This window comes from Streptomyces mobaraensis, from assembly GCF_020099395.1.
Lineage (GTDB): Bacteria > Actinomycetota > Actinomycetes > Streptomycetales > Streptomycetaceae > Streptomyces.
Genome location: NZ_CP083590.1, coordinates 2438281 through 2458674, shown reverse-complemented (window position 1 = coordinate 2458674; position 20394 = coordinate 2438281). Strand labels below are relative to the sequence as shown.

The window sequence follows — 20394 nt, the reverse complement described above, 5'->3', positions numbered from 1 at the left end:
TCCCGGGCATCGCCGTGCCGCCCGTGTAGCGCTTCCTTGCTCTATGTTGACTGCCATGGCAGGTGAGCAGGGCGCGGCGTCCATCGACCCGACCAAAGCGGTCTACGTCTACATGCAGGTCGCCGACCACATCGCGGCTCGCATCGTCGCGGGTGAACTCAGACCGGGCGCCAGGCTGGCGGGGGAGCGGGACCTGGCGGAGGAGTACCGCGTGGCCATCGGTACCGTTCGGCGAGCCATCCAGGAACTGCGGGAGCGGGGCTTGCTGGTGACGCTGCCCGCCAAGGGAACGTTCGTCACCGAGCCGGCCGAGTAGGCGGCCCCGCCGACGCGTGACGGAGCGCGGGTTCCGGACTCGACGGAGGCTCCGGCCGGGACGGGGAGCCGCGCGGCCTCCCGGCCCCGGTCGCCGAATCCCTAACCACGGCCCGGAGTCGCCGCCTCCAGTTCGTCGAGCGTGCCGGACATGATGGTCCTGACGTGCCGCGTGATGTGCTCCACCGGCCAGTCCCACCAGGCGATGTCCAGCAGCCGGGCGATGTCCTCGGGCGCGTACCGGTACCGGATGACCTTGGCCGGGTTGCCGCCGACGACGGCGAAGTCCGGTACGTCGTCGACCACGACCGACCCCGAGGCGACGATCGCCCCGTGCCCGATCCGGACGCCGGGCATCACCAGCGAGCGGTAGCCGAACCAGACGTCGTTCCCGACCACGGTGTCACCGCGGCCGGGCAGTCCGGTGATCAGGTCGACGTGGTCGGCCCAGGATCCGCCCATGATGGGGAAGGGGAACGTCGAGGGGCCGTCCATCCGGTGGTTGGCGCCGTTCATCACGAACCGGGTCCCCTCGCCCAGGGCGCAGAACCTGCCGATGACCAGCTTCTCCGGGCCGTAGTGGTACAGCACGTTCCGGGTCTCGAAGGCCGTCGGGTCGTCGGGGTCGTCGTAGTACGAGAACTCCCCGACCTCGATCAACGGCGAGGTCACCAGCGGCTTCAGCAGCACCACCCGGGGCTGGCCGGGCATCGGGTGGAGCACGGTGGGGTCGGCGGGAACGGGTGGAACAGGCGGAACAGGCGGAACAGGTGGCATCAGGGGTCACCCCTCTCACACGCGGCGGGCCCGGGGCGTTTAATGATCACAAATCCCGGGCGGACGCGGCCCGGTGGGGCGCGCCGGAGCGACGTTCGTGGCCGGTCCGAGGCGTGAGCCCGCCGCGAGGCCCTGAGGCCGGCGGGGTGTCACGGGAGCGTGAGAACTGCGTCACAGCAGTACCCGTCCTTTTCCCGGAGCGGACGCCTCCGCGCGAAGGTAGGGCGAGCCCGGCGGCCGTCGGGCGCGCAGCCGTGGTCGCGGCGGCCCCCGCCGGGCCGCCGGGCCGGAAAGCAGAGGTTCCCTTGTCGCGATCCATAGCCCGCCTGGTCGTCACCGCCGCCTGTGGCGCGGTGCTGGCGTCCGCCGTCGTGCCCGCGGCGGTGGCGGCGGAGCAGAGCGTGGCCGCTCGCCCGACCGTCGCGTTCGGCAAGATCCAGTACGACAGCCCGGGGCGCGACGACCGCTCGAACCGGAGCCTGAACGTCGAGTGGGTCACCGTCACCAACACCGGCAAGAAGGCCGTGGACCTCAGCCGCTGGACGCTCACCGACAACGAGCGCCACACCTACCGCTTCGGCACGCTGCGCCTCGCCGCCCACGCCTCCGTCCGCGTGCACACCGGCACCGGCCGCGACAGCGCCGCCGACGTGTACCAGAACCGTCGCGCCTACGTCTGGAACAACGACAGGGACAAGGCCACCCTGCGGGACGCCGCCGGCCGCACCGTCGCCACCGCCTCCTGGGGCCGTCGCTGACCGGTCCGAGTACCGGGGTTCCGCCGCCTGCCTCCCGGGCCGGCGGCGGAACCCCGGCTCAGCCTTCGACGGCCATCCGCACGCCCAGTGCCACCAGCACACCGCCCGACGCCAGTTCCAGCCGCCTGCGCACCCGCTCCCGCGAGATGACCGCCCGCATCCGGCCGACGAACCACACATACACCCCGTAGTACCCCACCTCGAACACCGCCCAGATCGCGGCGAGCGCCACCATCGCCGGCAGATGCGGCACCCCGTCCGGCACGAACTGCGGCAGGAACGACATCGCGAACACCGCGGCCTTCGGGTTCGCCAGGTTGCACACCAGGCCCGCCCGGTACGAGGACCAGCCGGAACGTTCCTCCTCCCCGGCCTGCGCGGCACCCGGCACCTCCGCCTTCCCGGTCCCGCGCCGCACCTCCAGCAGCGTCCTGACCCCGAACGTCACCAGCACCACGGCCCCGACGATCCGCATCACGTCGTACGCCACCTCGGACGCCGCCAGCAGCGCCGTCAGGCCGAACGCGGCGGCCAGGCCCCAGACGAAGACGCCGGTCTCGTTGCCGAGCACCGTCATGAAGCCCGCCCGCCGGCTCTGCAGCGACTTGCGGATGATCAGCATGGTGCCGGGCCCGGGGGAGGCCGCGATCAGGGTGCATGCGCCGAGGAAGGCGATGAGGGTGGTGAACATGGGGTCATCGTGCGGCAAGGGGCTGGAGGGACGCCAGCGGGTCGTACCCGCAACCTGTGCCGCCTCCGCCGTCCGCTCTCCGGGGCTCAAGTCCCTACTGGTCGATCCGGCCGCTCAACTCCCGTCGTACACCCAGGGGATCGTGTCACTGTTGGGACAGGTGGTGCCGGTGTACGCGGAGCGGGCCGACGCGGACAGCCACCCCGGCGACGTCTCGAACGTCACCTCCGTCGCGCCCGGCATCGAGCACATCGTTCACGCCGCGGCCGCGCGCGGGCTGGACACTGGCGTCCTGGACGCGGCGCTCGCCGTCGCCCGCCGGGCCATCGCCGAGGGGCAGGGCCGGGACGACTTCTCACGCCTCGTGGACACCGTGCGCGTGGCGTGAGTCGGCGCCGGAGACGCGTGTTCTCCTGCGGAAGAGGTGGTTCCGGCGGGGAAATGACGGCGGAGTCGGCAACTCCGCCACCGGAGGCGAGAGTTCCGCCCCCGCCGGCCCCGCCCGGACCCCCTCCGCGCACCGGCCGAAAAGTGCCCGTGGAATACCCCTCCCCATTGTCCGGCCGCCCGGCTGCCGCTTGCATGTCCCTGCCCTGAAGCAGTCCCACCGGGTCGAAGCGGCCCACCGAGTGGAGCGGTTCGACCGTCCGGCGCGTACCGAGGGGGAGACCTTGCGCAGTACCGGAGCACGTTCAGGCAGAGCCGGCAGATCGAGAACCGGCAGAGCATCGAGAACCAGCAGAGCACAGAGCGGCATATCGGGTGCGGCGGCGCTGATCGGCGCCGCCGCACTCGTCGTCTCGGCGGTCCCTGCCCACGCCGACCCGGGGAAGTCGGCGGACGGCCCCGGCCAGGTGATCCCGGCGGGCAAGACCGCGACCCCGGCCCTGGTCCGGGGCATCCGTGAGCCGGCCGCCGCGAGCGGCAGCCCCGCCGACGCGGCCCGCGGCCACCTCGCGGAGAAGAAGAGCCGCTACCGCATCGCCGACCCGGGCCGCGACCTGCGGCCGGTGCAGACCCTGAGCTCGGGGACGGCCGAGACGGTCCGGCTCCAGCAGCGGCACCGGGGCGTGGAGGTCCTGGGCGGCCAGTACGTCGTGCGGATGGAGCACAAGGACGGCAAACGCGTCGTCACCGGTACCTCCGGCCAGTACTTCACCGGGCTGAAGACCGCCACGACCCCCGACGTCGACGCCGAACTGGCCGTCGAACGGGCCGTCGGCGCCACCGAGGACCGGCTCGCCGCGCAGCGGGCGGCCGGACCGCGGAAGAGCGCGGACGACGCCGAGAAGGCGCCCCCGCTCACCGGCACCGCCCGCGGCCTGGTCGTGCTGCCCAAGGGCGAGGGCGTCCTCACCCAGCACGTCACCGTGCGCGGCGCCGACCCGGCCACCGGCCGGCCGGTGCTGCAGGAGGTGTACATCGACGCCAGGTCCGGCTACCCGGTCCTCCAGTACAGCGCCATCAAGACGTTCGGCGCGCCGGGCGCCGACGCGGGCAAGGGCAGGGCCGCCGACGCCTCCCGTACCACCGCGCGGCGGAGCGCGGCGGCGGCCGACGGGCCGCAGGACGGCGCCACCGGCACCGGCGTCCGGCTCGACGGCAAGTCGGTGGACCTCCAGGTCACCAAGGACGCGGAGCGCAACGAGTACGTGATGCGCGACCTCTCCCGGATGCGCGACAGCACCAAGAACGAGCTGTCCACCTGGGACGCCCGCGGCAAGTCCGTCGACGAGACCTCCGGCACCTGGCCCGAGGGCGTCAAGGAGTTCGGCTCCGCCGGCCCGGCGTTCGGCAAGGACGCCACCGAGTCGGGCGCGGTCGACGCGCACTGGGCCGCCGGCAAGGTCTACGACTACTACCGGACCGTGCACAACCGGAACAGCCTCAACGGCCGCGGCATGGCCATCAAGTCCCTGGTGGGCGTGAGCTACTGGGGCATGCCGTACGTCAACGCCTTCTGGGACGGCACCAAGATGGTGTACGGCAACGGCGACGCCGAGTACCGGCCGCTCTCCGCCGGCCTGGACGTCGTCGGCCATGAGATGACCCACGGCGTCGTCGAGAACTCCGCGGACCTCGTCTACGCCGGCCAGTCGGGCGCCATGAACGAGGCCATCGCCGACTACTTCGGCAACGCCATCAAGAACGACGCCCGCGGCATCGCCATGGACGACCCCGACTCCGGCCTGCTCGGCGAGTCCCTGTGCCGCACCAAGTCGCCGCGCGACTGCGCGTTCCGGGACCTCAACGACGGGAGGACCACCTCCAAGTCCTTCCTCGGCGTCGGCTTCGGCACCGACAACGGCGGGGTGCACCTCAACTCGACGATCTTCTCCGGCGCCCTGTGGGACATCCGCCAGGACCTGGACAAGACGCTCGCCGACAAGATCGTCTACAAGGCGCTCACCGAGTACATGACCCCGCTGGACGGCTTCACCGAGGGCCGGAACGCCGTGCTCGCCGCGGCCAAGGACCTCAAGGTCACCGACGCCCAACTGCGGACCGTCGAGCGCTCGTTCAACGCCCACGGCATCGTCCCCGGCTGGGAACTCGCCATGGGCGTGGACTCCGACCAGCTGCTGGGCAAGGTCAACACCAACGAGAGCCGCGCGGGCGCGGGCGGCGGCTGGTGGGCCGCGTCCAAGTCCAACGACGACGGCACCGAGGCGTACTCCGTCTGGGCCGGCCGCACCGACGGCACCGGCGCGCCCAAGCTGATCAGCCCCAACGACGGCCGCTTCCACGTCGACCCGGTCACCGACGGCAAGACGGTGGTCTGGATGGCGTACAAGGGCCGGGACATCCAGCTGCTGGCCCGGCCGCTGGCCGGCGGGCCGGTCAAGGTGCTCGCCACCAGCCGCTACCGCTTCACCTCGCTGGCGGTCGAGGGCAAGACGGTCGCCTTCGAACTGCACGGGCGGCGCGGCTACACCGCGGCGGCGTACCTCCGGATGGGCCAGGACGACGAACCGGTCCGCATCCCGCCCTCCGCGGGCACCGGCCGTTTCAACCGCACCAACTACCCCTCGCTGCACAACGGCCGAATCGCCTTCGCCGACGAGCACCGCGTCGACGGCGCGTACCGGAACGACGTCGGGATCCTGGACGTCGCCACCGGCGCCCGGACCACGGTCAAGCTGACCGACGCAGCGCCCGAGGCCGGCCCGACCGCGATCACCGGCAAGCACGTCTTCTGGCTGAGCACGCCGGACTACGAGACCGGGCTGACCGCGGTGCGCCGGGCGGACCTGGACGGCGGGAACGTCGTCGACATCAGCCCGGCGACGGGCAAGGACGCGCTGCGCGGCGTCCTGCTCACCGCCTCCGACGAGGCGGTGACCGTCCTGGCGCAGACCCCGGACACCCAGTACCGCAACGAGACGCTGTCCAAGCTGTGGCAGTTCTCGCCGGACGGCGCCCGCAAGGGCCGGGTCTCCTGCAACCGCGGTGAGCAGCTGGGCGGCGCGGCGGACTCCGGCACCCGCGTGGTGTGGACCGACGCGACCACCGGCTACACCGACCTGGTGACCCGGCACCGCCCGGCCGGCAACTGCGGCTGACGGCCGTTCGCCGGCACGCGTGAGAGCCGTGCCCCCGGCGCCGATGTGCCGGGGGCACGGCCCGCCGTGAGGCCGCCCCGTCAGCCGTCGGCGGCCCGGCCGTCAGCCCCTCGGCCCTCAGCCGTCGGCCAGCGCCTGGAGGCGGGACTGCGAGCCGTTGAAGCGGTTGTGGTCGCCGACCACCGGCCCGGTGTCGGTGTACTGCCAGAACGTGTGGAAGCTCCAGCCGGCCGGGAGCGTCCCCGGCGAGCCGGCGTAGCGCGGGATCCACAGCGGGTTGACGGCGCCGAAGCCGGCGTAGTCGCCGGTGCACCGCTGCCACCAGGCGGTGGAGGTGTACAGGACGGCGTCCCGGCCGGTGCGCTGCCGGTAGGTGCGGAAGAAGTCGGTCATCCAGTCGACCAGGGCGCCGGTGCTCATCCCGTAGCAGATGTCGCCGTAGGGGTTGTACTCCATGTCGAGCACGCCGGGCAGCGTCCGCCCGTCGGCGGACCAGCCGCCGCCGTGGTCGGCGAAGTAGTTCGCCTGGGCGGCGCCGTCGGCGTGGTCGGGCAGCGCGAAGTGGTAGGAGCCGCGCAGCATGCCGACGTTGTACGAGCCGTTGTACTGCTGGGCGAAGTACGGGTTGGTGTAGCCGGTGCCCTCGGTGGCCTTGACGTAGGCGAAGCGGGCTCCGGAGTTCCAGAGGGTGCTCCAGGCCACGTTCCCGTTGTGGCTGCTGACGTCCACGCCTTCGACGGTCGCGGTCAGCCGCTCCGGTTCGACGACGGGTTCGCCGCCCTCGTGGAGGCGGACGGTGGAGCCCATCCAGTCGCGGTCCGGGTGGCCCGGGCGGGGCGGGGCGAAGCCGTCGCCGGCGGCGCGCGCGGTGCCGGGGAGGGCGACGAGCAGGGCGACCACGGCGAGTAAGGCGGTGAGGAGGGTGCGGACGGCCGCCGGCCCGGGGGGTCTGCGGCGGGCGTGGGGGGTGGTGGGACGGGGGAGTGCGGACATGCTGCCTCCGGGACCTCGGTGGGGGAGGATCCGATCGGTGGGCGCCGATTGGCGCGGCCATGACATAGATATGCCCACTCGGCAAACTACGCGGGTAGCGGTATCGGGGATAGGTCCCCGGGGTGCCGTCGTTGGTCTAATCCTGCGAAATACTGACGGAGCTGCGGCGACCTGCCGCGACCCGGGCAAAGTTTCACGTACTGGAAAGCCGGAGAGGGCCCCACGTGCACCAGACCACCACGCCGCCTCCCGAGGAGGGCGGTACGGACCAGCGGACCGCCAGTGGTGAGGACCACCCGTTCCTCGCCCTGGAACGCGAGCTCTCCGTGTTCCTGCGCCGCGCCCGCGCCTCCTCCGGGGAGATGGCGCGCGAGGTCCACCCCGAGCTGGAAGCGGCCGCCTACGGCCTGCTGGTCCGGCTGGCCGACGCCGGCCGCCAGCGCGCCACCGACCTCGCCGCCTACTTCGGCGTCGGCAAGGCCACCATGAGCCGCCAGCTCCGCGCCCTGGGCGACCTCGGCCTGGTCACCCGCACCCCCGACCCGGCGGACGGCCGCGCCTCGCTGGTCGCCCTCACCGAGGAGGGACACGCCCGCTTCAGCCGCGTCCGCGACGCCCGCCGGGGCCAGTACATGCGCAAGCTCGCCGACTGGGACCGCGCCGAGATCGGCGAACTGGCCCGGCTGCTGCACCGGCTGAACACGACTCTGGGCGGCTGACGGACCGGGGGTGGGGGGCCGTGTCGTCGACGCGAGCGGATCGTTCATCGGACTCCCCGGGAGGCTGACGGTCACGCGACGGCGGACGGCCGTTCCGGACGGATGCCACCGCCACGGCCGTTCCGGACGGATACCCGCCATGAACCGTTCCAGCCGGGAGGGTCACCCGGACGCCGCGTCCGAACGCGGCCGGGCCGCGGGTGGGCCCTGGCGGACGCCTCCGGAACGCGGGGCCCGGCCGGCCGTGCGCCCACCGGCGGGCCCGGCCGTCGTCCACCCGCCGGCGCCGGCCGGCTACAACTCCGCGTACACCGCCGCCGCGTCGTCGTGCACCTTCCCCCGCCGGAACAGCCGCCGGTCCGGGTCGGCCAGCTCCGCCGCCCGGACCCGGTCGACGAGGGCGCGCGGGCCGCTCTTGGCCAGCAGGGCGGCGCAGGCGGTCCAGTCGCCCTCGGCGAAGACCTCCACCCAGCGGGCCGCGCCGTCGCTGAGCGCGGCCAGGGCGCGGACCCCGGCGCGCGGCAGGACGCCCGTGACGGCCAGCTCGGTGACGGCGGGGTCGGCGGCGGCCGTGTGGAAGCCGCCCTCGGCGTTGCGGTGGGCGTCCGTCACCGGGCCGAGCGCGGCGAGCCGGGCGATCCGGTCGTCGAGCACGGGTGTCACCGCGCCGTCCGCGCCCTCCACCAGGAGGACGGAGTCCGACAGCACCAGGTACTCCACCCGCTCCTCGTCCCAGCGGGCGGCCACCACGGTGGCCTGCGGGGTGCGGCGGTGACCGAGATCACAGCCGGTCCGGTGGGCGTCCGCGGTGCGGGTGATCGCGTCGGCCAGGCACTGGCGCGGCGTCAGTTCGCGCCGGGTGGCGCACAGTTCCAGCAGTGCGCCGCCCAGACGCGCCGTGAACCAGGGAACGCCGTGCTCACAGCCGTCGTCCCCGTCCGGCGGCGGCGTCACGCCGTCCAGCAGCACCAGCGCGCCGCCCCGTCCGGAGGCGGGCAGGACCGCCGACACGAAGTCCTCGTTGGGCCGGGCCGGGTCGCCCGGCCGGGTGGCCAGCTCGATGCGCATGGGGCCAGTGTGCACGAGCCGTGATTTCCGCGGCGGTTGGCGCGCATCCTTCCGGCGGGCCGGGCGGTTTACCGGGTGGCGGTTGCCGGGGGCGGCGGACGCGGCGACACGGCATTCCCACCTACGCGGCGGGGGGCGGCGTGCGGCCGGTGGACGATCACGGCAACTTCCGGGACGGAACCCCACACCTTCGGGTGTGGCGGACGGATGACCGGCGCCCGCCCCGCCCCCGTGCTGACAAGGTCCAGTCAGCGCCAGGGGTGGGCGGGACCCAGACCGGACGAGAGCGGATTGTGAGCACCGGTGCGGAAGAAGCGGCTTCGGGGCGGGCGACGGGAGCGACAGACCACGGGGGTGCCGGAGGGCACCGCCCGCGCCCGCAACCGGCTCGTCCTCTCCGTCGCGACCGCCTCCCTGGCGGTCCTCGGCGCGGGCGCGCTGGGCGTCGCGGACGCCTACCGTGACGCGGCGGACACCGCGCGGCTCGTCCCCACGGCCGAGGCCGCGAGCGACGCCGTGCGGCTCGCCCACGAACTGGCGGACGAGCGCGACGCGGTCACCGAGTACACGGCGGCCGGCCGCGGCCCCGTACCGGCCACCCTCGCGGCCCGGCGCGCCCGGACGGACCGGCGGCTCGGCGCCTTCCTCACCTCGGCGACGACGCGCGCCGGGCTCCCCGAGGCGGTCCGCACCCGGCTCGACGGCCTGGCGCGGGAGCGGCGCACCGTCCTCACCGGCTCCGCCGACCCGCTGACCGTCTTCCGCACCTACACCTCCACCGTGCAGGCCCTGCACGGCGTCGCCGGCACCCTCGCCGCCCGGCTGCCCGAACGGGCCGGGACGGGCGACGGGCAGGCCGTGGCGCTGCTCGGCCGCGCGGTCGAGGAGGCGTCCGCCACCCGCGGCCTGCTCCTCGCCTCCTACGCGGCCTCCGCCGCCCACCGCGAACGGCCCGAACTGGCCGCCGCCGCCCAGCAGACCGACACCCGCGAGCGCGCCGCCCGCGCCGACTTCGCCCAGCTCGCCCCGGCCAAGGCCCGCGACGCCTACGCCCGGGAGGTGAGCGGCCCGGACGTCTCCGCCGCCGAGTCCCGGCTCCCCGCTCTGGTCGCCGGGGAGCGGGTGCAGGACGCCGGGCCCGTGCGCGCCCTGCTCACCACCCGCCTGGACCGGATGCGCGGCGTCGAGTCCGACCTGGCCGCCGCCGAGGCCGACCACCTGGCGCGGGTCCACGAGCGCGACGTGACGGCCTTCCAGGTGCGCGCCGGGCTGGTCGCGCTCTGCTTCGCCGCCGCCCTGTTCGGCGGCGTCCGGGCCACCCGCTCGCTGACCCGCCCGCTGGCCGCCCTCCGGCAGGGCGCCCGCCGGGTCTGCGCCGACCCCGGCGGCACCGAACCGGTCGCCTTCAAGGGCCGGGACGACGAGTTCGCGGAGATCGCCCGCTCGGTCAACGTCCTGCACGGCACCGTCGTCCGGCAGCGCGAGCGCATCACCCTGCTGGACGCCGAGCGCGCCCGGCTGGACGCCGCCCGCCAGGACCTCGCCGACGAGCGCGACGCGCTGCGCGCCCGCGACCGGGACCGCGAGGAACACCTCGCCGGCCTCGCCGGACGCGCCCACACCACCTGCGCCAGCCTGTCGCTGCGCACCCTCGGCCTCGTCGAGCGCCAGCTCACCGTCATCGAGGGACTGGAGGCGCACGAGGCCGACCCCGACCGCCTCGACGTCCTCTTCAAACTCGACCACCTCGCCACCCGGATGCGCAGGCACAGCGAGAACCTGCTGGTCCTGGCCGGCTCCGAGCACGTCGGCGGGCACGCGGGCACGGTCCCGCTGCTGGACGTGCTGCGGGCCGCCGTCAGCGAGATCGAACGGTACGAGCGGGTCCGCATCCACTCCCTCCCGGCCCGCTGCCAGCTCGCCGGCTTCGCCTCGGACGACATCAGCCACCTGGTCGCCGAACTCCTGGAGAACGCCACGGCGTTCTCGCCGCCGGACGTGCCCGTGCAGGTCTCCGGCTGGCTGCTGGAGAACGGCGACGTGATGCTGTCCGTCCAGGACGAGGGCATCGGCATGGCCCCCGACCGCCTGGAGCAGATCAACTCCCTGCTGGCGCAGGCCGATCCGGAGCCGCCGGGCCCGGGCCCGGCGGGCGTTCCGGACGACGCCGTGATGGGCCTCGGCCTCTACGTCGTCGCCCGGCTCGCGGCCCGGCACGGCGTCCGCGTCCAGCTGCGCGAGCAGCGGCCCGGCGGCATTACGGCCGTCGTGGTGCTGCCCGCCCGGCTGCTGCCCGCCGGACCGCCGCCCGTCGCCGAGCCGCAGGCCACGCCCCCGGCGCCGGGCGCCTCCACCGCCCCGGCCGTGCAGCTGCCGGGCGTCGCCGCCGAGGCCAACTCGCACGTGATGGCCGGGCGTTCGCGGCGGATGGCCGGGTTCGCGCCGCAGCCGGCGGCCTCCGGGCCGCCGGACGACGCGACCATCCAGCTGATCGTCCCCGAGCGGGGCGCCCCCGTCGCCCCGCCCGAGGTGCGCCCCCTCAGCCCGGAGGGCCGCCCCACCGTCCCCGCCCAGCCCGGCGGGAGCGGACGGCACGCCCGCCCCTCCGCTCCCACGGCCGCCCCGGACCCGTACCCGACGGGCCCGGTGGACGGCGCCCTCACCGGCAGCGGGCTGCCCAAGCGCACCCCGCGTGCGGTGCCGCAGGCCGTGGTGGTGCCACCGGGCCGGCAGGTGCGCAAGGGCGTGGACGCGGAGGCGCTGCGGGCCAAGCTCGCCGGGTTCCAGCAGGGGGCGCGGGAGGGCCGGCGCGACGTCGCGCAGGAGCTCGCGGGGCGCGAGGGCGAGCGGCGCCGGGCGGAGGCGCCACACGCAGGTGGTGACGTCGGCGATGTCGAGGAGGCACGCGGTTGACTGCATTTTCCCGGGGGGCGACCCCCGTCACCCCCGTTGGAAGTCCCGTCGGAACCCCCGTCGGAACCCCTGTCGGCACCCCGGGAATCCCCGGCGGTGCCGGACTTCCCGCCGGCGGCACCGGTTACGGGCTGAGCCACGAGGCCCGCAACCTCCAATGGCTGCTGACCGACGTGGTCGAGGAGGTGCCCGGCGTCCGGTCGGTGGCGGTCGTCTCCTCCGACGGCCTGTTGCTGCTCTCCTCCGATCCGCGGCAGCGGCCGGACGGCGGCGGCCCCTTGGACGGGCCCTTGGGCGGCCCGGTTGACGGCCCCCGGCACTCCTCCGCCGACCTGGCGACGATCGTCGCGGGGCTGGGCAGCCTGACCACCGGGGCCGCGTCCCTGATGGACGGGGGCACCGTCAAACAGACCATGGTGGCCATGGAGGAGGGCAGCCTGTTCGTCATGACCATCAGCGACGGCTCGCTGCTGGGCGTCCACACCGCCCCGGACTGCGACATGAGCGTCGTCGCCTACCACATGGCGCTGTTCGTCGGCCGCGCCGGGCACGTCCTGACCCCCGAACTCCGGCGCGAACTGCGGCAGTCGGTGGAGGCGGTCAGGTGACCGGAGGCTGCGCCGTGCCCGCCCCGCACCTGGCCCCCGCGCACCCGGCCCCCGCGCCCGCGCGCCGGGGCCGGACGGCCCGCGTCCGCCCGTACTCCGCCGCGGGCGGACGCGCCCCCTGCGGGCACGTCCTCCAGGTGGAGACGTTCGTGCAGACCCACGAGCGGCGGCCCGGTGAGCCGGGGGCCGCCCGGCTGGTCCCCGAGGCGGGCGCCATCGTCGGGCTCTGCCGCGGACTCCGGGCCGTCGCCGAGGTCTCCGCGCTGCTCAGGATGCCGCTCGGGGTGGTCCGCGTCCTCCTCGGCGACCTGGCGGACCAGGGAAGAATCCGCGTCTACGGCCCCGGTCACGGCACCGGACGGCCCGACCGCGCGCTGCTCGAAAGGGTCCAGTGTGGACTTCGCAGGATCTGAGACGGAGACGATAGCGGGCTCCGAACCCGTACGGGAGCGCCCGCAGCACGCCCCGGACGGCCGCACCCGGGCCCCCGCCGCCACGAAGATCGTCATCGCGGGCGGCTTCGGCGTGGGCAAGACGACGTTCGTGGGCTCGGTCTCGGAGATCACCCCGCTGCGCACGGAGGCCGTGATGACGGTCGCCGGGGAGGAGGTGGACGACGCCGTCGCCGTCCCGGAGAAGGCCACGACCACGGTCGCCATGGACTTCGGCCGGATCACCCTCGAACCCGACCTGGTCCTCTACCTGTTCGGCACCCCCGGCCAGCAGCGGTTCTGGTTCATGTGGGACGACCTGGTGCGCGGCGCCATCGGGGCCGTCGTCATGTGCGACACCCGCAGGCTGGCGGACTGCTTCCCCGCCCTCGACTACTTCGAGAGCAGCGGGCTGCCGTACATCGTCGCCGTCAACCACTTCGAGGGGACGCCCCGGCACGAGGCGGAGGAGGTCCGCGAGGCGCTCTCGCTGACCCCGCACGTCCCGATCGTGATCATGGACGCGCGGAAGCGGAACACGGTCGTCGACTCGCTGCTGATCCTGGTCGGCCGCGCCCTCGACGTCACCCCCGGATGAACGGACCATGCGACGCATCCTCATAGTCGGCGCCGGCCAGTCCGGTCTCCAGCTCGCCCTCGGCCTCCAGGCCCGGGACTACGACGTGACGCTGCTCTCCAACCGCACCCCGGACGAGATGCGCGCCGGCCGGGTCACCTCCACCCAGGTCATGTTCGGCACCGCCCTGCGGCACGAACGCGAACTCGGCCTCGGCTTCTGGGAGGAGCACGCCCCCGGCATCGAGGGGTTCGGCTACTCCGTGGCCGGCCCGCCCCTCCCGGCCGCGAACGGACGGGTGCGGCGCATCGTCGACTGGGTCGGCCGGCTCGACGAACCCGCCCGCTCCGTCGACCAGCGGCTCAAGATGGCCGGCTGGCTGGAGACCTTCGCGGCCCGCGGCGGGAAACTGGTCCTCCACGGCGCCACCGTCTGCGACCTGGACTTCTTCGCCGGCCGCTACGACCTCGTGCTGGTCGCCGCGGGCAAGGGCGAGCTGGTCTCCCTCTTCGACCGCGACCCCGCCCGCTCCCCGTACGCCGCGCCCCAGCGCTGCCTGGCCCTCGCCTATGTCCACGGCCTGGGGCCGCGCCCCGAACACCCCGAGTACGACGCCGTCCGCTGCACCCTCGTCCCCGGCGTCGGCGAACTGCTCGTCATCCCCGCCCTCACCCTCTCCGGCCGCGCCGACATCCTCTTCTGGGAGGGCCTCCCCGGCGGCCCCCTCGACGTCTTCGGCGCCGGCGAGAGCCCGGCGGAGCACCTGGCCCGCATGCTCGAACTGATCGAACGCTACGCCCCCTGGGAATACGGCCGCGCCACCCAGGTCGAACTCACCGACCCCGGCGCCACCCTGGCCGGCCGCTACACCCCCGTCGTCCGCGACCCCGTCGGCCGGCTCCCCTCCGGGGGCCTCGTCCTCGGCATCGGCGACGCGGTCGTCGTCGACGACCCGGTCACCGGGCAGGGCGCCAACTCGGCGGCCAAGTCCGCGGCGGCGTGCCTCGCCGCGATCGTCGAGCGGGGGGACGGGCCGTTCGACGAGGCGTGGATGCGGTCGGTCTCCGACCGCCACTGGACGGCGTCCGCGCGTCACGCCACGCGCTGGACGAACGCCATGCTCGCGCCGCTGCCGCTGCACGTCCAGCGGCTGATCGGGGCGGCTTCCGGCTGCCGGCCGGTCGCGGACCGCTTCGCGAACGGGTACGACGATCCGTCGGATTTCGAGGGGTGGTTCTACGAGGAGGAGCGGGCGGAGGCGTACCTCCGGGAGGTGGGTGGGGGGTGAGCCCCGGTCCCTCCCCCAGAGGGGGCACCCCCACTTCGCCGTTTCCTGGGGCTGCGCCCCAGACCCCCGTGATCGCGGCTTCGCCGCTCGTCCTCAAACGCCGGACGGGCTGAAATGTGCGCCCGGGCGCGAAATCAAGCCCGTCCGGCGTTTGAGGACAACCGCGCGCAGCGCGGTTTCAGGGGGTCCGGGGCGCGGCCCTGGAAGAAACGGTGAAATGGGGGTGCCCCCTCTGGGGGAGGGACCGGGGCACCCCACCCGGCGACGCCCCCAGCGCCGCCAACTCCCCGTCCGTAAGCCCGGCCAGCAGCCGCTCCACCTCGTCCAACCCCCGCCGAGCCGTCTCCCGCCGCCGCTCCCGCCGATCCGCCAGCGTCAGCTGAGCGTCGAGAACGCCCCGGGCCTCCCGCGCGACCCCATCCGCCCGAGCCGCCGCGGCCGACAGCCGCGACAGCACCCCCGCCCGCCCCGCCGCCGCCCGCTCCAACTCGTGCCGCCGGCGAAGAACCCCCTCCGGGTCCGCGGCGAACAGAAGGGTGACGGCGGGGGAGAGAGCACCCGCCCCACTCCGGTACTGCTCGCGCGCCAGCGCCCCCGCCTCGTCCCGGCTCCGGGCGAGAGCCACCCGCGCCCCGGCCACTTCCTCGGCCGCCCGATCCGCGGCGGCCCGCTGCCGCCGCAGCGCGGGCCCCGCCGCCTCGTACTCCTTCGTGGCCGCGTCGATCTGCCGGTAGAGCGTCCGCAGCCGCGTGAGCAGGGCGCCGACCGACCGCTCGCCGGAGGGCGGCTCCGCCGGGCCACCGGGCGGCGGCGCCGCCGACACGACGGCGGCGGCCAGCGCCAGGGCGCAGCAGCAGCGCACCAGCCGTCCGGACACGGGGGTTCACCTCCGGGGCGATCGTGTCACGGACCGGTCGTACTTTTAGGGCGTCAGGGGCGGAACCGCCCGAGCCGCACACCGTCCGGGCGACGCCCCCTCACCCGGACGGCGGCGACTCCCCGGCCCCGGGCCGGGACCGAGACCGCGACCACGGCCACCGGACGCCCTCACTCCGCCGCCCCTCCGGGTCGTACACGTACTTCCACCCCCGCGGCAGCCCCAGCCGCCGCGTCACCCCGGCCTGCGCCCGCCGGTAGACCAGGACGGTGGGCGGCCCGCCGGCCGCGTCCGGTACCGGGACCTCGTAGACCTTCGGCGGGTGCCCGGTCGGTCCCAGCAGCACCGGCAGTACCCGCCCGTCGAGGGGCCCGCCCTCGAAGGGCACTTCTTCGCTTCGCACCGTACGAGCGTACGTTCGCCCCGGCCCGGCCGCCCGCCCACGCCCGGCGCGGACGCTCAGAGCAGATGCCCCGCCTCCGCCAGCACCGGCCCCAACCGCCGCACCAGCCGCGTCACCACCCCGTCCGCCGGCTCCAGCGCCAGCGCGGCCCGCGTCACCCGCGCGGTCTGTTCGTCGCTCGCCGCCGTGGTGATGAGCAGGGCGACGAAGTGGTCGACCAGCCAGTCCCGCAGCTCCTCCACGGGCGGTCGCTTCCCCTCGTCCAGCCAGGTCAGGGACGCGCCCTCGACGGCCGCTATCCACGTCCTGACCGTCATCCGCAGCCGCACCCCGGGTTCGGGCACCTGGAGGTGGGCGAGGATGTGGCCGGCGGCGGTGCGGCGCACCTCGTCCACGATCGCGCCGGTCCGCGACGTCTCGACGACGCTGCCGCCCTGGAGCAGCGCGCCGAATCCGGCGGCGTGCCCGTCGACGAAGGCGAGGTAGCGGTCGAGGGCGGCGGCGAGCCGGAGGGTCAGCGGGCCGGTCTGCGGTTCGGCGAAGCACAGTTCCAGCTCGTCCGCCGCGCTGCGCAGCGCGGCCTCGTACAACTGGGTCTTGCCGCCCGGGAAGTAGCGGTAGACCAGCGGCCGGGACACCTGGGCGGCCGCCGCCACGTCGTCGAGGGAGACGTCCTCGGGCGGACGCTGGGCGAACAGGCCGAGCGCGGCGGTGATCAGCTGGGCGCGGCGCTGGGCGACGCCCAGCCGCCGGTAGGAGGTGGTTCCGCTGCCGGTCATGCAGGGCAGGGTACGGCAGCCCTCCGAATGGATGCGGCTCGCTCAGGCCAGCAGGCCGGAACTGCGCCACAGCCGGCGTCCGGGCCCCCGCAGCACCCCGATCTCCCCGAGGAAGTCGGTCAGCCGCTTGGCGCCCGCCTGCATCACCTCGCGCCGGTGCCCGCTCGCCCGCACCTGGGCGACCGCCTCGCGCCGGTCGAGGCCCACGTTGGTGTAGACGGCGGGGTTGACGAAGGCGACGGAGAAGACGCGGGCCGCCTCTCCGCAGCTCAGCCGGGTGAGTTCCGCCTCCCAGCGCGGACAGGTCTTCATCTGGCGGCGGAGTTCCTCCCGGGCGTACCGGACGTGCCGCGCCTCCTCGACGACGTGGATCCGGGTCACGCCGCGCACCAGCGGCTGGACCCGCTCGTCGGGGAACGTGAGCCGCTGCATGTAGTCGAGGATCTCCTCGCCGAGCAGGGTGCAGGCGAACGAGCCGGGGGTGGTGGAGATCGTCTTCAGGATCCGAGCGAGGTTGTGGTGGAGGCGGGCCACGGGGTACGTGGGGGCGCCGCCATGCTGGATCATGCGGGCGAACATCTTGGAGTGCCGGCACTCGTCGGCTATCTCGGTGAGCGCGTACCGGACGTGGGCGCTGGTCACCGGCTTGTCGTAGATGTGCCGGACGAGCAGTTGCATCAGGATGATCTCGAACCAGATGCCCAGCGAGGCGAGCGAGGCGGCCTCGTGCCGGGAGAGCTCCATGCGCTGTTCCTCGGGCATCCGCCGCCACAGCGGCGTCCCGTAGAGCGAGACGAGCTCCGGGGGCCAGTACCACTTGCCGTCCTCGGGCGGGGCGTCCCAGTCGAGTTCGGTGTCCGGGTCGAAGGAGTGTCTGGCCGAGGACTCCAGCAGGCGCTCGGCGATCCGTTCTCGGTCCTTGAGCGGCCCGAGCGCGTCACGGAGCGCGGGTCCGGCCGTGCCGGCCGGCGTCATCGGGTCTGCTGCCATGCCTGATCCCACCTCGATTGCGGGCTGCTGCTCACGTGCGGGGCCCCTGTGAGTTACCCGGGGTTACCTGCTTATAAGACTGCGTGTCAGCAAGCCCGTCAAGACCCCCGGAGCCCCTGACGCCCCGTAGGACACGAATCACTCCGGCCGATTGACCACCGGTCAAAAAGCGTGTGAGCCTGCCCACAGTGGCGAGCCGCGGGGGACAGCGAGCGAAGGAAGCGAAGGAGGCGTCCGATGGCGACGCGACAGCTCTACGCGCACGAGCCCGACGAGCCGCTCTGGGAGGTCCCCGCGAGCGGCGCCGCCCGCTTCGGCTGGGAGTACGAGGAGGGCCGCGAACGGCTCCTCGCCCTCTACCGGAAGGGCAAGGACAAGCAGTGGGACGCGGCCAAGCGCATCGACTGGGACGCGGAGGTCGACCCGTACGACCCGCTCGGCGTCCCCGACGAGAACATGCTGGTGTACAACACCCCGTACTGGGACCGGATGGGCGAGGCGAACCGGCGCGACATGCGCCGCCACTACGCCGCCTGGCAGTTCAGCCAGTTCCTCCACGGCGAGCAGGGCGCGCTGGTCTGCGCGAGCCGGATCACCGAGTCGGTGCCGGACCTCGACGCCAAGTTCTACTCCGCCACCCAGGCCATGGACGAGGCCCGGCACGTGGAGGTCTACAGCCGCTTCCTGCACGAGAAGATCGGGATGCTCTACCCCGTCGACACCAGCCTCCAGCGGCTGCTCGGCGACACCCTGCGCGACTCCCGCTGGGACATGCCCTACCTCGGGATGCAGGTCCTCATCGAGGGGCTCGCCCTCGCCGCGTTCGGCATGCTGCGCGACTTCACCGAGAAGCCGCTGCCGAAGCAGATCCTCACCTACGTGATGCAGGACGAGGCCCGGCACGTCGCCTTCGGCCGGCTGGCGCTGCGCGACTACTACGCGCAGCTCAGCGACGCGGAGCTGCGCGAGCGCGAGGAGTTCGTGATCGAGGGCTGCCACCTGATGCGGAACCGGCTGCGCGGGGAGGAGGTCCTCGTCGACTTCGGCATCCCGACCGCGGAGGCGGTGGAGCTGAGCGAACGGTCCGACTACGTCCGGGCCTTCCGGAAGCTGCTGTTCAGCCGGATCGTCCCCTGCGTCAAGGACATCGGACTGTGGGGCGAACGCCTCCAGCGCGCCTACCTCGACCTCGGCGTCCTCGACCTGGGCGACGCCAGCCTCGACCGGCTGATGGCCGAGGACGAGGAGCTCGCCGAACGGCTCGACGCCCGGCGCTTCGCCGCCGAAGAGGCGGCCCGCGCCGCCGAGGTGGCCCGCGTGATCGCGGAGGGCGAAGCGCCGGACGTGAAGGAGGACGGCATTCCGGGAGAAGATGGCGGAGGAAAGCCGGAAGAGTGACCGCCGTACGGTGATTGAGGACGTCTCAGGCGCGTGAGCGCCTGCTTTGTCACTGTTTTGTGAGCGATACCGCATAACGGAACGGCATGCGGTACAAGCACGTCTTCGCGGGCAGGGAACAGACAGGCGTGCGAGGGAGTGGATCGTTCATGACGCGAACTACCGGGCGGGGGCGGCACATCGCGGTGGCGGCCGGGTCGGGCCTTGCGCTCGTGGCGGTGATACTGGGCTCGGTGGCCGTCGCCAACCAGGCGTCGGACGACGGCGGGAGCAAGCACGTCGCCGCCGACGCCAAGAGCCCGTCGGCGAAGGTGCCCCGCGAGCGGGGCAAGGCCGCCGAACCCGACGTGGGCGGACCGGTGTCGGAGGAGATCTCGCACGACAGCGAGAGCCCGGGCAAGGTCGTCAACATCACCATCGACGACGGCCCCGACCCCGTCTGGACGCCCAAGGTGCTGGACCTGCTGCGCCGGAACGACGTCAAGGCGACGTTCTGCATGATAGGTCCGCGCGCCAAGGAGTACCCGTCCCTCGTCAAGAAGGTCGTCGCGGAGGGGCACCGGCTCTGCGACCACTCCATGGACCACAACACGGCCATGGACAAACGCCCCGAGTCCTACCAGGCGAGCCAGATCCTCGACGCCCAGAAGCTGATAGAGGATGCCGCCGGGGACGGAGTGAAGGTGCGGTACTACCGCGCCCCCGGCGGCGCGTTCACCCCGTACAGCCGCAAGGTGGCCGCCGCGCACGGGATGCGGCCGCTCGGCTGGCAGGTCGACAGCCGCGACTGGCAGCGCCCGGGCGTCGCGCGCATCGTGGCCAACGTCAAGCGCGAGGTCCCCAGCGGCCCCACCATCCTCTTCCATGACGCCGGCGGCGACCGCAGCCAGACCATGGCCGCGATGGAAGAAACGCTTCCGTGGCTGAAGCGGCAGGGGTACGGCTTCAGCTTCCCGAAGATCTGAAGCGTGGGAAGGGGGGCGCCCTGCCGGCGCCCCCTCCCGCGGGGGAATGCGCACAGGCAAACCTGCTCACAGGCAAACAAAAGAGCCCGCTTCGCCGAAACGAAGCGGGCTCTTTGCGGTGCGCTCGGCAGGATTCGAACCTGCAACCTCTTGATCCGTAGTCAAGTGCTCTATCCGTTAAGCTACGAGCGCGGGCTTGCGAGAAATACTTTACACGCCCCGCGGACCCCCGATGACCAGGTCAGGGGGGTTCCGGAAAAGAAATCGCTGTGACGGTCGCC

General features: G+C 73.7%; 20 protein-coding genes and 1 tRNA gene. 12 read left to right on the top strand and 9 right to left on the bottom strand.

What is annotated here, in order from left to right; translation table 11 throughout:
* The first annotated feature begins 55 nt into the window (after nt 1–55).
* Nucleotides 56–316, top strand: a complete 261-nt coding sequence (locus K7I03_RS10335) for a GntR family transcriptional regulator (protein WP_185940194.1) — start codon at nt 56–58, stop codon at nt 314–316.
* Between the two features lie 101 nt (nt 317–417).
* Here the strand turns inward: K7I03_RS10335 and K7I03_RS10330 are convergent, their stop codons facing one another.
* A complete protein-coding gene (locus K7I03_RS10330) occupies nt 418–1092 on the bottom strand; it encodes a CatB-related O-acetyltransferase (protein WP_185940193.1) in 675 nt (224 codons plus the stop codon).
* Nucleotides 1093–1397: 305 nt separating this feature from the next.
* Between K7I03_RS10330 and K7I03_RS10325 the strand changes: the two genes are divergently transcribed.
* Entirely contained in the window at nt 1398–1850 is a 453-nt protein-coding gene (locus K7I03_RS10325; RefSeq protein WP_185940192.1) for a lamin tail domain-containing protein, read from the top strand.
* A 58-nt stretch (nt 1851–1908) separates the two neighbouring features.
* Here K7I03_RS10325 and K7I03_RS10320 read toward each other — a convergent pair whose 3' ends face one another.
* Entirely contained in the window at nt 1909–2541 is a 633-nt protein-coding gene (locus K7I03_RS10320) for a LysE family translocator (RefSeq protein ID WP_185940191.1), read from the bottom strand.
* Between K7I03_RS10320 and K7I03_RS10315 the strand changes: the two genes are divergently transcribed.
* Both K7I03_RS10315 and K7I03_RS10310 read left to right on the top strand, forming a co-directional pair.
* Nucleotides 2540–2929 carry an imine reductase family protein gene (locus tag K7I03_RS10315; RefSeq protein WP_185940190.1) on the top strand — a complete coding sequence of 130 codons (390 nt, stop codon included), beginning with the start codon at nt 2540–2542 and terminating at the stop codon, nt 2927–2929. The genes K7I03_RS10320 and K7I03_RS10315 overlap by 2 nt on opposite strands.
* A gap of 367 nt (nt 2930–3296) precedes the next feature.
* Nucleotides 3297–6104 carry a M4 family metallopeptidase gene (locus K7I03_RS10310; RefSeq protein WP_185940209.1) on the top strand — a complete coding sequence of 936 codons (2808 nt, stop codon included), beginning with the start codon at nt 3297–3299 and terminating at the stop codon, nt 6102–6104.
* A 117-nt stretch (nt 6105–6221) separates the two neighbouring features.
* Here the strand turns inward: K7I03_RS10310 and K7I03_RS10305 are convergent, their stop codons facing one another.
* The gene (locus K7I03_RS10305; RefSeq protein ID WP_185940189.1) at nt 6222–7097 is read right to left on the bottom strand and encodes a lysozyme; all 876 of its coding nucleotides are present in this window, start codon (nt 7095–7097) and stop codon (nt 6222–6224) included.
* 224 nt (nt 7098–7321) lie between these two features.
* On the opposite strand from K7I03_RS10305, the gene K7I03_RS10300 reads away from it, so the two are divergent.
* On the top strand, nt 7322–7816 hold the full coding sequence (locus tag K7I03_RS10300; RefSeq protein WP_185940188.1) for a MarR family winged helix-turn-helix transcriptional regulator: 495 nt from the start codon (nt 7322–7324) through the stop codon (nt 7814–7816).
* A 294-nt stretch (nt 7817–8110) separates the two neighbouring features.
* Here K7I03_RS10300 and K7I03_RS10295 read toward each other — a convergent pair whose 3' ends face one another.
* Complete coding sequence (locus K7I03_RS10295; RefSeq protein ID WP_185940187.1) at nt 8111–8884, bottom strand: protein phosphatase 2C domain-containing protein; 774 nt, start codon at nt 8882–8884, stop codon at nt 8111–8113.
* A 354-nt stretch (nt 8885–9238) separates the two neighbouring features.
* Between K7I03_RS10295 and K7I03_RS10290 the strand changes: the two genes are divergently transcribed.
* The 5 genes from K7I03_RS10290 (at nt 9239) to K7I03_RS10270 (ending at nt 14701) form a co-directional block, all read left to right on the top strand.
* Nucleotides 9239–11797, top strand: a complete 2559-nt coding sequence (locus K7I03_RS10290; protein ID WP_185940186.1) for a sensor histidine kinase — start codon at nt 9239–9241, stop codon at nt 11795–11797.
* Between the two features lie 86 nt (nt 11798–11883).
* Nucleotides 11884–12405 (top strand): roadblock/LC7 domain-containing protein, encoded by a 522-nt coding sequence (locus K7I03_RS10285; RefSeq protein WP_185940208.1) that lies wholly within the window; start codon nt 11884–11886, stop codon nt 12403–12405.
* On the top strand, nt 12402–12818 hold the full coding sequence (locus tag K7I03_RS10280) for a DUF742 domain-containing protein (RefSeq protein ID WP_398856928.1): 417 nt from the start codon (nt 12402–12404) through the stop codon (nt 12816–12818). Before K7I03_RS10285 ends, K7I03_RS10280 begins: the two co-directional genes overlap by 4 nt.
* 10 nt (nt 12819–12828) lie before the next feature.
* Complete coding sequence (locus K7I03_RS10275) at nt 12829–13434, top strand: GTP-binding protein (RefSeq protein WP_224347408.1); 606 nt, start codon at nt 12829–12831, stop codon at nt 13432–13434.
* A gap of 7 nt (nt 13435–13441) precedes the next feature.
* Nucleotides 13442–14701 (top strand): styrene monooxygenase/indole monooxygenase family protein, encoded by a 1260-nt coding sequence (locus tag K7I03_RS10270; protein ID WP_185940184.1) that lies wholly within the window; start codon nt 13442–13444, stop codon nt 14699–14701.
* Nucleotides 14702–14879: 178 nt separating this feature from the next.
* On the opposite strand, the gene K7I03_RS10265 is transcribed toward K7I03_RS10270, so the two are convergent.
* The 4 genes from K7I03_RS10265 to K7I03_RS10250 form a co-directional block, all read right to left on the bottom strand.
* Entirely contained in the window at nt 14880–15578 is a 699-nt protein-coding gene (locus K7I03_RS10265) for a hypothetical protein (protein WP_185940183.1), read from the bottom strand.
* Nucleotides 15579–15678: 100 nt separating this feature from the next.
* Entirely contained in the window at nt 15679–15981 is a 303-nt protein-coding gene (locus K7I03_RS10260; protein ID WP_185940182.1) for a hypothetical protein, read from the bottom strand.
* A gap of 56 nt (nt 15982–16037) precedes the next feature.
* Complete coding sequence (locus K7I03_RS10255) at nt 16038–16760, bottom strand: TetR/AcrR family transcriptional regulator (RefSeq protein WP_185940181.1); 723 nt, start codon at nt 16758–16760, stop codon at nt 16038–16040.
* A gap of 42 nt (nt 16761–16802) precedes the next feature.
* Nucleotides 16803–17750 carry an AurF N-oxygenase family protein gene (locus tag K7I03_RS10250; protein ID WP_224346981.1) on the bottom strand — a complete coding sequence of 316 codons (948 nt, stop codon included), beginning with the start codon at nt 17748–17750 and terminating at the stop codon, nt 16803–16805.
* Nucleotides 17751–17987: 237 nt separating this feature from the next.
* Here K7I03_RS10250 and K7I03_RS10245 point away from each other — a divergent pair, with 237 nt between their 5' ends.
* Both K7I03_RS10245 and K7I03_RS10240 read left to right on the top strand, forming a co-directional pair.
* Nucleotides 17988–19148, top strand: a complete 1161-nt coding sequence (locus K7I03_RS10245; protein WP_185940180.1) for a ferritin-like domain-containing protein — start codon at nt 17988–17990, stop codon at nt 19146–19148.
* Nucleotides 19149–19297: 149 nt separating this feature from the next.
* The gene (locus K7I03_RS10240; protein WP_185940179.1) at nt 19298–20113 is read left to right on the top strand and encodes a polysaccharide deacetylase family protein; all 816 of its coding nucleotides are present in this window, start codon (nt 19298–19300) and stop codon (nt 20111–20113) included.
* Between the two features lie 119 nt (nt 20114–20232).
* On the opposite strand, the gene K7I03_RS10235 is transcribed toward K7I03_RS10240, so the two are convergent.
* Nucleotides 20233–20305 (bottom strand) — tRNA-Arg (locus K7I03_RS10235).
* Nucleotides 20306–20394: the final 89 nt, after the last annotated feature.